Raw genomic sequence first — 11,075 nt, forward strand, 5'->3', positions numbered from 1 at the left:
GGTCAACCGGTGCACTGGAGCCACTAGTAGGAAGGTCGCGAATATGACCAACACTAGACTTCACAACAAACTGGCTGCCGAGATACTTATTGATGGTTTTCGCCTTCGCAGGTGACTCCACAATAACAAGAGACTTGCCCATAATAATTCGCTTAGTTGGTTAAATTTTGTTCTTTAAGGCCTTAAGCGGCCTCAACGGTGTGCGCATATATAAGTGCTCGCTGGCCCTAGGTCAAGCAAAGCCAACGTATTAGTTATAGTCGAGAGTCAGTTTATACTCTAAAAAAATAATATTTTAACCTCAACAATCTCCTCTTTGAGACCTAAACAGCAAGCCCATACCGAGCTGCTATGCTTGTACTTGCAGGGGGTCGTTTTTTACGCAAAACAACAAGCGAGACGTTAAATTGAGGCCATGAGTACTATAGTAATCATAGCGCTACTTCTTACGCTGGCCATTATGTCGCTGGTTGTAGTGAACTTCGTCAACAGCCGCGAAACTCGACGGCGGCTTATAACGCACAAAATTACATCGCTGCGCAGGCGCATAGCCGAGCTCGAAGAAATGGCAGCTTCGCTCGAACCCCTTTTAGAATCAACCCAAATCCCTAGAGCTATCAATGATGACATCATTACCCAGATAGAGACAATCATAAAGCTCGACCCCAGCAATGAGTACATGAAACCCACCCTTGAAGCCGCTAAAGCGCTATCTGAAGACCTTGCGCTAGAGAAACGGTCATGTCAACTAATGAGGGCGTTGTCGAGTGATGCCCAAGTTGCACGCTGCAAGTTTCAATTAAATGAAGCCGCTCGACTTATTCGAAGAAATCAATTGGCCGGCAGGATTGACGCCCTAGAAGCAGACACTTTCATTAAGGAACTCTCTTGGGCTTTAATGATGATTGAGGTCATCACGTTTATCAATCAAGGTCACGTCAGCATCAAGCAAAATGATGTTTTAAAAGCTTACGGCTTTTACAAGCATGCCCAACAAACATTAATCGCCAACCCCCACTCCGATCAACGCCGACACCGACTGATTAGAGAGGTATCGGATATGATAACCAACCGCCGTAAATTTTTATCAGAGGACCTTATGCCGGAAACGGAAAATAACCCATCCGCTGATAGCCCGGAGGTTCAAGCTCCCGTTGCCCCGCCCCCTGAAGAGGGTAAGCCATCGGGACAATCGGCGGCACGCCAACAACCCTAAGAGACCTTGGCTTCGATCGCCATCAGCGCCTTTGCGATCTTTTCTAGCACCTTAACGCCGCCCTGCTCCATCCAATGAGCACCGATAGCATGCTCATTTATCTCAAGCATATGCACCGAGCTTGGCAACACCATTAAGATTTCGGAGACTGTGGCCGGTAAATCGGCTGAATCGCCCTGCTTAACAGACCAATACTGAGCGATGTGCAAACCATGCTCATAATTTTTACGCTCAAGCATTACAGGTTGACGAATATTTTTCTCAAGCATAGGTAGCCAATACGCCCAGCACGGCGTGCCGTCCGGCGCTTTTACCGGACTAGCCCCCACCGTTAAACCCAATTTTGCGGCCTCCAGCCGCAAAGCCGCCAAACGCTTTTGCGCCTTGCTTGGCTGCATTAGCATCACAGGCCCCACCGCCATAGCAACCACTAGCAAAACAATCACAACCGGCCACACAGCTATTCCTCGCCAGCTTGCATGGCTTCTAAAGCCTGCCAGCGCTCAAAACAGACCTCTAGCTCATCCCCCAACTTCTCCAAAGCACCTAACTTCTTTGCAACAACATCAGCTTCTTGTTGATAAAAATCGGCGCCAGCCACTTCGCCCTCAGCCGAAGCAATACTCTGTTCTAAGGTTTCAATTTTAGCCGGCAATAGATCAAGCTCACGCTGAAGCTTATAGCTCAGCTTTTTAAGCTTCGCTGGCATAGGGCTTTCAGGTGCTGGGGCAGTGTTTTTTTTGGCTTCAGCCGCATCAGCAACTTTTTGCTGCTTTGATTTAACACTTTCTCGTTCTGGCCACTTGCCACCTTGGCGCAACCAATCTTTATAACCACCAATATACTCGCGTACCGCACCATTACCTTCGAAACTAATCGTGCTGCTTACCACGTTATCCATAAAGGCTCGGTCGTGACTTACCAGCAACAACGTGCCTTCAAAGGCTAACAATAATTCCTCTAGCAGGTCTAAAGTTTCAGCATCCAGATCGTTAGTCGGCTCATCCATAACCAATACATTAGCCGGTTTACTGAACAATTTAGCGAGTAAAACACGATTGCGCTCGCCGCCGGAAAGCGCCTTAATAGGTGTTCGAGCTCGCTCCCCAGTAAACAGGAAATCATTCAAGTAACTAATCGCGTGGCGCGGCTTACCGTTTATTTCAATAAATTCTCGCCCGCCGGCAACATTATCCATGGCATTTTGTTCTAAGTTCAACTGATCCCGCAGCTGATCAAAATAAGCAACTTCGATCTTAGTGCCCATTTTGACAACACCCGACTGCGGAGCAAGCTCGCCAAGGATGATTTTTAGCAACGTACTTTTGCCAATACCATTCGGACCAATCAATCCAATTTTATCGCCTCGCACAATACGCGCCGTAAAATCATGAATAATAGGCCAACCGTCATAAGCAAAACTCACAGACTCTAACTCAGCAACTATTTTCCCCGAGGCCGAATCTTGCTGCATATTGAAGTTGGATGTTTTCATCTTATCTCGGCGGCCAGCACGCTCGACACGCAACGCTTTTAAAGCGCGCACTCGACCCTCGTTGCGTGTTCGTCGCGCCTTAATTCCCTGCCGAATCCACACTTCTTCTTTCGCCAAGCGCTTATCGAATTCGCTGTTATGCTTTTCTTCTTCGGCTAGCTGACGCTCTCGGAAAGCCAAGAAATCTTGATACTTACCATCCCACACACTCAACATACCGCGATCTAGCTCGCCGATGCGATTAGCAACGTTTTGTAAAAAAGCGCGATCGTGCGTAACAAAAACAACGGCGCCACCAAAGCTAGCCAACTCTTTTTCAAGCCACTCAATTGCTTGTACATCAAGGTGGTTAGTCGGCTCATCGAGTAACAAAATATCAGGGTCGATCACTAAAGCCCGCGCTAACGCTGCGCGACGGCGCCAACCACCCGATAAGTCCTGCATTCTAGCTTCGGCGTCAAGCTCAAGCCGCGTCAGTACAGTTTCGATACGATTATCGATAGCCCAACCATCGTGCGCCTCAATAATTCCCTGCAATCGAGCCATTTCATTGAGCGCCTCATCAGTCATCACTTCTGTCGCGGCATCATGAATCAGTGCGTGGTAGCGCGTTAAGCTATCGGCCAGTTCAGGCAAGCCCTGCGCAACAAAATCATAGACAGAGGTCGTATCAGCATCCGGTAAATCCTGCATCAAACCAGCAATGCGCATACCATCCACATGCCAAGCGCTTCCACTATCGGCCTGAATAGAGCTATCAATTACTTTAAGGAGCGTAGACTTCCCCACCCCGTTTCGGCCGACCAAACACAGGCGGTCGCCGCTGTTAAGCAATAAACTTAAGGAATCAAAAATGACCTGCTCGCCGTAGGCAAGGCAAAGGTTATCGAGTTTTAACAAGCTCATATTTTTCTCTCACAGAAATGCGGGGCGCAGTTTGCCGCATGAAGCGCATAAAAATCCACGTCTTATGCAAATAAAAAAGTGGCAAGTCCGCCATACATGTTCAACAATGAATAAGTAGTCACTCACATTATTGATAGGGGACACCAGCTTTGGGTAAATTGTGCCAACCACCATACAAGCACATTCTTTCTTGGTGCACACACGCTCTAACATTCAGCGCAGCCATATTTTCCGCGTCCAGCTTCGGGCAACCATTCCCAGAAGGTTTGCAATCCCCTGTAGTGCACAACAATGCTCTGGATGCCGCATTTACCGAGCAACCACTGCAAACACCCCTTAGTAATTACCCTCAAATACGCAAAAAAACAACGCCTGCCGAGCGCCAAGGCGAACGCTTTGCCTATCAAGCAGCCAAAAACGCCCTCAAGAAGCGTCAGTATGCGGCAGCACAAGCACACCTAGACACACTAAAAAACTATCCGCTAAAACCCTACATAGAATACGCGCTTATTGCCTCGAAAGTCGCGCAACTCCCTTTAACCGACGTGGAAAACTTTCTAACGTCCTACCCCGACTCGCTCCTCGCCGACAAACTAACAGGCAGTACACTTTACTTTTTGGCAGAGCAAAAACAGTGGCAAGATTTTAACCGCTATTACACCTCTGGATTTAGCTCTACAGCAATGCAATGTCGCAGCACGTTAGCCCGCCATCATACAGGTGACCTGACGGCATTGGATGACGCAATAACACTTTGGAATGTGGGCCGCTCACAGCCTAAAGCCTGCGACCCACTTTTTGCCCTACTCAAGCAAAACAATAAATTGACCGCAGACCTTCACTGGAGCCGTTTTAACAAGGCAATCCATAACAACAAACAGTCCCTAGCGCGTTTTATAAAGCGCAGCATGAATAGCCAAGAAGCGCAGCATGCCGAGCTGTATCTAAAAGTAAGGTCCAACCCCGCACTCGTCACGCAGCGTAAGCTCTTTGCCGGCTCTGGTTCGCAGATACAAGACATTATCGCTTATGGTACTGCCAAGCTTGCACGTACAGACCCCAAGCTAGCATGGCAGCACTGGGAGAAATATGAGGCACAGCATCTATTCAAGGCCGAAACCGCCACCTCAACCAAACAACAAATCGTCAAGTACCTCACTCGCAAAGGTTTTCTCAGCGAAGCCGAACAGCTCCTCAGCTATTCGCATTCACTAAGAGAAACATCCTTAATAGAGAGCCTAATCAGAGAAAACCTGGAACAACTTAACTGGCGCGCCGTAGCCGCAAATATTCCATTACTTTCGGAAGAAGAACAGCAAAGCGACCGCTGGCGCTACTGGAACGCCCGCAGTCACGAAGCGCTTGGTAATAGTGAATTTAACAGCAAAGGCGCTTACGCTGAACTCGCCACCAGTCGAAGTTGGTATGGGTTCTTAGCCGCTGATCACTTAGGTATCGATTACCAACTGGAAGATGCCTCCACCCCAGCCAATACTTATCTAAAAAATAACTTAGCCGCGATGCCCGCAATGCAGCGCGCCAAAGAACTCTGGATTATAGGCGAACAACAACAAGCTAGGTCGGAATGGTATTACGCACTCAAAGCTCTCGATGCCGCTCAATTACTCGCTGCCGGCGAGCTAGCCAAAGACTGGGGCTGGTACAACTCCGGCATTGTCGCCATGATCACCGGCAACCTATGGGACCACCTTACGCTTCGCTTCCCGCTGGCCTATAACGATGAGGTCGCACAAGCCGCGGCCAATAGCCAGCTCGATCAGACCCTTATTTACGCAATTGCTCGCCAAGAAAGCGCCTTCGCCGCCGATGCCGTATCACACGCGGGCGCCAGAGGCTTGATGCAGTTAATGCCCGCCACAGCGAAACAACAGGCCCGACATTCCGGCGTTAAAAATCACCGCACCCAAGATTTGTTTACACCTGCACATAACATCAAACTTGGAAGCGCTTATTTAGGCAAACTTTTACACGAATTTAAAGGCAATCGCATACTGGCCGCTGCGGCTTACAATGCAGGTAAACACCGCGTAAAACGCTGGTTAAAAACCCCGCAAGCCGACACACCTACCGACGTATGGGTAGAGACCATCCCCTTCCGCGAAACGCGCCATTACGTCCAGAACGTTATGACCTACGCTGTCATTTACAATTATCGTATCGAAACAGATACTCCAAGAAAAAATGAAAATAAAAATGACACAAAAAGCCGGCTATTACGTAACAACGAAGCAAACATAACCCTGTAGGCTATGCTGATTAAATAGAAATAAAAACCGACAAATTAACCGTCGGCACTTTCATCATTCTGAATCTGCAGGGGCAGCCACGCATGCAAAAGCATTCACTAACGCCAAAGAGCCTCAAGCCGCCAGCCACCATCACCCTTGATGATTGGTCGCACGTACGCGAAACAGTTAACATGCTCTACTTAGCCGTCTGCCAATTAGAAGCTACGATGGCAGACAGCAATACTTCCGTCGACACCTTAACGCAATCGTTTACCACTCTGGCATCACACACCAACGAAGTCAGTCAAAAAATACAGAAAGTTGCCAACCCTGACGAGTTAAACGCCTTCAAAGATGATATTGTAGAAACCGCTGCGCAAATGAACAAGAACATTAGTTCATCCGTACAGGCGTTTCAATTCTATGATCGCGTTTGCCAACGTTTAGACCACGTGGCTCGCAGTTTAGAGAAAGTCTCAGGGGTAATGAACGACCATGACTCATTGCACGAGCCTAAAGAATGGCACCGTATTCAACACGACATCAAAAACAGCTACACAATGGAAGCTGAACACGTAATGTTTGAACATATAATGGATGGCGGTAGCATTGAAGATGCGCTGAAAATTTATCAGCAGTATTTTAATCACTCAACATCGCATCCTCGTGATGACGTCGATGATGTTGAATTATTTTAGTTGTTAGATTTTAATGACAAATCCCTTATTTGCTCGGCAGGCCATATTCAATAAAGACCTGCAAGTCTGCGCCTATGAACTTTTATTTCGAGGCGATCCCGCAGCCGACTCATCAGAATTTGATGGCGATAAAGCAAGTTCTCACGTACTGCTGTATGCCTTTGGTGAACGTCGCATCGAAGATATTACCGGCAACAAAGATGCTTACATTAACTTCACGCGTAACCTTCTTGTTTGCCCGCCACCACTGCCCGCCTCCCAGCTAGTCATTGAGGTATTAGAAGATATAAAACCCGACCCAACACTTTTAAAATCATTGGGCGAACTTAAAAAACAGGGCTACCGCATTGCCCTGGATGACTTTCTATTAACCGAGCACAGTAAACAACTTTTACCCTTTGCCGATATCATTAAGATTGACGTTCTTAGCTTAAGCGAAATAGAAATTCGTGAACACATGTCAGCGCTCAAACATCTCAAAGTTAAATTTATCGCAGAAAAGATTGAGACGCATAACATGTTTAAGCTGTGTTGCGAGCTTGGTTTTGATTACTTTCAAGGTTACTTCCTTGCAAAACCACAAGAGGTCGCCGGTAAAAAAGCGAAGCAAGGCACCCAATCTATATTACAGCTTCTAGCAAAGATCACCGCTAACGATACCGATTTCAAAGGTGTTGCTCACGTCCTTGCGTCCGATCCTGAACTTAGCTTTCGCCTTTTGAAAATGGTAAATTCGCCAGTATTTGGCTCGGGGAGAAAAGTTGAATCACTCTGCCAGGCAATTGCTCTTGCTGGCTTAGACCGCATTCGCAATTGGGTCATATTTTTATTATTAGCCAGCAACAGCCATAAACCAGCCGAGCTGTGCATTATTAGCAGCACCCGCGCGAAGCTTTGCGAACTACTAGGGCAAAAAACAAAGACTTGTGATTCAAGCACAGCATTTACCGTAGGTTTGCTGTCCATGTTAGACGCACACCTTGACACCCCAATGCGTACAATATTGGGGCAACTAAACCTTTCCTCAGATATTAGTGATGCGCTCACAGGGAGCAGTGAAAACGCCTACGGCTTACTACTAGACACCTGCAAAGCGTTAGAAAAAAGCGCATGGAGTGAAATCCCACTAGAGGCGCTGGCAAAAATTAATATTACCGAAGATGACATAAGTGAAGCGTACACTGAAGCACTCTGCTTTGCGCAAGACTCCAGCGCATAAAAAGCCGGAATCTAACCCGCTAAACCGCCGAGAAGCGACCTATTGTCAGCTTTACATTCTTGAAACACAAAGGAAACCCGGCGATAAACACCCCAGGTGTGACGCAAATTCCCCCCTAGTGGTATAGTGCCTAGCATTACGCAAAGAGGCACCGTATGGAAAACTTACTTATTGTTTTAGCTGTTCTTTTTATCGGCATTATTATCATGGTTAACCTTGCCAAATGGTTTGGCCCTAATGCCAACACACCAAGCATGAAAAAACTCAGCCGCTGGATTTTCCCATTACTCGCCGCGGGCTTTGTAATCCAACTCATCAACCATTTCATCAATCAATAGCTGCTTACCCGCAGCACATCAAAAACAGCTCTACATCCTACAAATAGTGCCAACGCCAACGAAGCCCGCACAAGAAATTAGAAAACTTCAAATACGAAGAGAAACTAGGCTATTCACCTTTCACGCAGACATATACCGAATTTGTCGACTCACCACCCTGAAATGGATTATAAAAAGACACCACGTGCGAATCGACGCCCGCAAATACCGTTTTCAATAAAGTTTCAAAACTCGCTTCTGGTAGATTTTGCGACCACATAGCAAATACACCACCCGGTTTTAGCTGCTCAGCCATAAGCCCTAGATTTTGAGTGGTATAGAAGCTCGCATTAGCCGCATTTAAGAATTCCGTCGGTGAATGGTCAATATCCAAAAGAATCGCATCAAATTTTTTGCCATCATGATTGGGGTCAAAGCCGGAACTAGGGCTTGTCGCAAGATCGAAAAAGCTGCCCAGCACATAACGATTTCTCGTATCCGCATTCAGTATTTTTCCGAGCGGAACAAGCTCTTTTTGGTGCCAGCCGATAACAGCATCCAATGCATCAACAACAAGTAACTCGGTAATGCGCGCATCTTTTAACGCCGCCACAGCGGTATACCCCAGACCCAAACCACCAACGACTACACTAAGCTTGTCGCCTTGCACTGCAGCCAAACCAAGTGTCGACAGCGCTTCTTCAGCCTCAACGAACATACTCGACATGAGAAATTCATCGCCGAGCTTCACCTCATAAATACCTCTATCACCGAACGCAGGCATTTGCCGCCTACGAAGGGATATCTCACCTAAAGGAGAGGCCTGACTATCTATTTCTTCGAATAATGGGGGCATAGCTGCTTTGTCCTACCGGTTTCACGGGCAGTAATTATACAGCCTACGGCATTGGCAGGATACGCACGACAAAGGTTCACATGAATACTGATCAGGCCTAATTCAACCCTAACCCAGAAACCTCATCATTGAAATGATGAGTAAAAATAGAATAAGCGACGCGACCACTTTACACATGAGTGAATCGGCCGCCAAAAATGGGCTACCGAGCATAAGGGACGAGGAAACAATATTTCATCCACTAATGCTTGATCTCGGCCTCCTTACCTTCGTTGCTCAAAGCGTTACATGCCTCGGCATGCGCCCCTTTAAGCGCCTCGATAAGAAAGTCGATCTCTTCGCCTAATTGGATAAACTATTATTGCCTCGCCCCTAACGCCGGCAGCCGAAGAATTACATGCAAGGCGTACGAGGCAGCTGTAATATTTGCCCTGCGCTTCTCGCTAACGGAGAATTAAAAGGTGCTTCACCGTCTTTACCCGCTGTAACTTTCACATAATCGATCAAACTTTGGCCGGCAGCCATACCATAATCATTTATCGCGCTACGTGATTCAGTACTGTAATCAGCCTTTAAATCACGGGCTGATGCACCAATGGTCACAGGCAGCATTCCTTGAAAAGCAGAGTCAATCTCACAATTGTCTTTTGCAAATGCAACACGCCCGTCGTTACTGGTAAAAAAACCATCCGAAACCACACTTTTATGGAGGTTATTCAACCACTCATCAAAGGCATCTTGGGGATTATTTTTTCGCGTTTTAATCACATCACTAGCAAGAAAAACATTATCCTCCAGTAGCAAAGTTGCACCTACGCGAACAGATGCAAATTCTTTGTAATAATTATAAAAGACATTATTAAAAAGATGTGCGGAACCTCGGCGAATCAAAGGTGTGCGGCGCCCAGTACTGCCAGCAGCTTTATCGCCAGGGCTACCCGTACTGTGAAACTCTTCCGATGTTAAAAAGAGGTTGTGATGCATTGTTGATGTGATTTGCTCGTTAATCACACGGCTGTCACTTGAGCCGTGCAAAGAACTTCTCACAACATCAACTATTTTATTAAAGGAAATGGTCGCATCGTAGGCACCCACTTTAATATCAAAAGCCGAATCACCACTGTATTTAAAGGTGTTTTTGTGAACCCATATATCATGCGACTCACCGGTCATACGCAATAAATCTGGATCTAAACCATGATCTTCTTCATGGTAAGCCCCCTCCATTAACAAGTGCGCAACAATAACGCCAACCGCTTTATTAGTGGATTGGCCACCAGAGTCGGCGCCCACTTTAAAACCATTAAAAATAAATTTGGCATTACTGCCCCGCCCATCTAATGTTGTATTCGACACAATCATCTCATCGCGAATAGGCAGGCTTGCATCGTTCAAGCGCTGATTAAAAAAGGTCGTTAAACAACTACTGCTATTCACACCATGGTTTGAGCACCACAAATTGTGATCCATACACTCAGCTGTTGTCGCATTATCGAGGGCCGATAAAACATTCGGGTCGCTGCAATGCAGGCGATACATACCAATATCACCACCATTAGCATAATCATTTTTATCAAACACAATCCAATTATGGTCGGTAGAATTAATAGCATCTTTAATTTGTTGCTCTGGCATAGCCCCAGAATTTTTCTTAATAACAACCAGATTACTGTTACCACTAGGATCGTATCCGCCGAGAGCCTTCGCGCCATAACCCACCGCACGCCCCAAAGAATCGGACAAGCATTTAACAATGGCTTGCTGCGAACCCAAAGTAGACTCATCCCAATTGGTGTTCGGATTAGTCACCAAATCCAAGCAAGCGGCCGATATTTCACCGGTAGGCGGCACCTGAACACTCGAACTACTTCCGCCCTGCTCGCTAGAAGTGGCGACAGAGGACGAAGCGACAGCGATGCTCGATACCGCCGCAGCCTCAGAACTACTGGATACATTGTTACCCCCGTCACAGCCAAGAAGGCAAAGTGTGACGAGTCCTGACAGGGTTATTTTATAGGGGACCATTAGCGAGAGCCTTAAATTACGAGTGAATGTTTTGCTACCTTATTCGGGCTTAAAAATCGGCTGCGCAGTCAAACTGCGACAACCATCATTTTGG

General features: G+C 46.9%; 10 protein-coding genes. 5 read left to right on the forward strand and 5 right to left on the reverse strand.

The genetic code is table 11. The features are described from left to right. On the reverse strand, positions 1-142 hold a 142-nt coding region (locus tag AC3A8L_RS15580), incomplete at its 3' end, for a toprim domain-containing protein (RefSeq protein ID WP_487963202.1). Between the two features lie 273 nt (positions 143-415). On the opposite strand from AC3A8L_RS15580, the gene AC3A8L_RS15585 reads away from it, so the two are divergent. Beyond that, positions 416-1,216, forward strand: a complete 801-nt coding sequence (locus tag AC3A8L_RS15585) for a hypothetical protein (RefSeq protein WP_487963193.1) — start codon at positions 416-418, stop codon at positions 1,214-1,216. Here AC3A8L_RS15585 and AC3A8L_RS15590 read toward each other — a convergent pair. After that, positions 1,213-1,674 carry a hypothetical protein gene (locus AC3A8L_RS15590; protein WP_487963194.1) on the reverse strand — a complete coding sequence of 154 codons (462 nt, stop codon included), beginning with the start codon at positions 1,672-1,674 and terminating at the stop codon, positions 1,213-1,215. The two genes, AC3A8L_RS15585 and AC3A8L_RS15590, sit on opposite strands and share 4 nt — an antisense overlap. Positions 1,675-1,676: 2 nt before the next feature. Then, a complete protein-coding gene (locus AC3A8L_RS15595; protein ID WP_487963195.1) occupies positions 1,677-3,617 on the reverse strand; it encodes an ATP-binding cassette domain-containing protein in 1,941 nt (646 codons plus the stop codon). Between the two features lie 281 nt (positions 3,618-3,898). On the opposite strand from AC3A8L_RS15595, the gene AC3A8L_RS15600 reads away from it, so the two are divergent. From AC3A8L_RS15600 to AC3A8L_RS15615, 4 genes are all read left to right on the forward strand, one after another. Next, positions 3,899-5,884 (forward strand): transglycosylase SLT domain-containing protein, encoded by a 1,986-nt coding sequence (locus tag AC3A8L_RS15600; RefSeq protein WP_487963196.1) that lies wholly within the window; start codon positions 3,899-3,901, stop codon positions 5,882-5,884. A gap of 83 nt (positions 5,885-5,967) precedes the next feature. After that, the gene (locus AC3A8L_RS15605) at positions 5,968-6,564 is read left to right on the forward strand and encodes a hypothetical protein (RefSeq protein ID WP_487963197.1); all 597 of its coding nucleotides are present in this window, start codon (positions 5,968-5,970) and stop codon (positions 6,562-6,564) included. Positions 6,565-6,577: 13 nt separating this feature from the next. Further along, on the forward strand, positions 6,578-7,783 hold the full coding sequence (locus AC3A8L_RS15610) for an EAL and HDOD domain-containing protein (protein WP_487963198.1): 1,206 nt from the start codon (positions 6,578-6,580) through the stop codon (positions 7,781-7,783). A gap of 155 nt (positions 7,784-7,938) precedes the next feature. Further along, entirely contained in the window at positions 7,939-8,121 is a 183-nt protein-coding gene (locus tag AC3A8L_RS15615; RefSeq protein WP_487963199.1) for a hypothetical protein, read from the forward strand. Between the two features lie 109 nt (positions 8,122-8,230). Here AC3A8L_RS15615 and AC3A8L_RS15620 read toward each other — a convergent pair whose 3' ends face one another. Beyond that, a complete protein-coding gene (locus AC3A8L_RS15620) occupies positions 8,231-8,956 on the reverse strand; it encodes a spermidine synthase family protein (RefSeq protein WP_487963200.1) in 726 nt (241 codons plus the stop codon). Positions 8,957-9,349: 393 nt separating this feature from the next. Continuing rightward, positions 9,350-10,981: a pectate lyase family protein gene (locus tag AC3A8L_RS15625; protein ID WP_487963201.1), complete on the reverse strand. Its 1,632-nt coding sequence runs from the start codon at positions 10,979-10,981 to the stop codon at positions 9,350-9,352. Positions 10,982-11,075: the final 94 nt, after the last annotated feature.

This window comes from Marinagarivorans sp., assembly GCF_982758155.1.

Bases quoted from the DNA above. Each gene is read 5' to 3' on its own strand.
- AC3A8L_RS15605 (WP_487963197.1), top strand. From the start codon at position 5,968: ATGCAAAAGCATTCACTAACGCCAAAGAGCCTCAAGCCGCCAGCCACC.
- AC3A8L_RS15610 (WP_487963198.1), top strand. From the start codon at position 6,578: ATGACAAATCCCTTATTTGCTCGGCAGGCCATATTCAATAAAGACCTG.
- AC3A8L_RS15620 (WP_487963200.1), bottom strand. From the start codon at position 8,956: ATGCCCCCATTATTCGAAGAAATAGATAGTCAGGCCTCTCCTTTAGGT.
- AC3A8L_RS15615 (WP_487963199.1), top strand. From the start codon at position 7,939: ATGGAAAACTTACTTATTGTTTTAGCTGTTCTTTTTATCGGCATTATT.
- AC3A8L_RS15625 (WP_487963201.1), bottom strand. From the start codon at position 10,981: ATGGTCCCCTATAAAATAACCCTGTCAGGACTCGTCACACTTTGCCTT.
- AC3A8L_RS15595 (WP_487963195.1), bottom strand. From the start codon at position 3,617: ATGAGCTTGTTAAAACTCGATAACCTTTGCCTTGCCTACGGCGAGCAG.
- AC3A8L_RS15585 (WP_487963193.1), top strand. From the start codon at position 416: ATGAGTACTATAGTAATCATAGCGCTACTTCTTACGCTGGCCATTATG.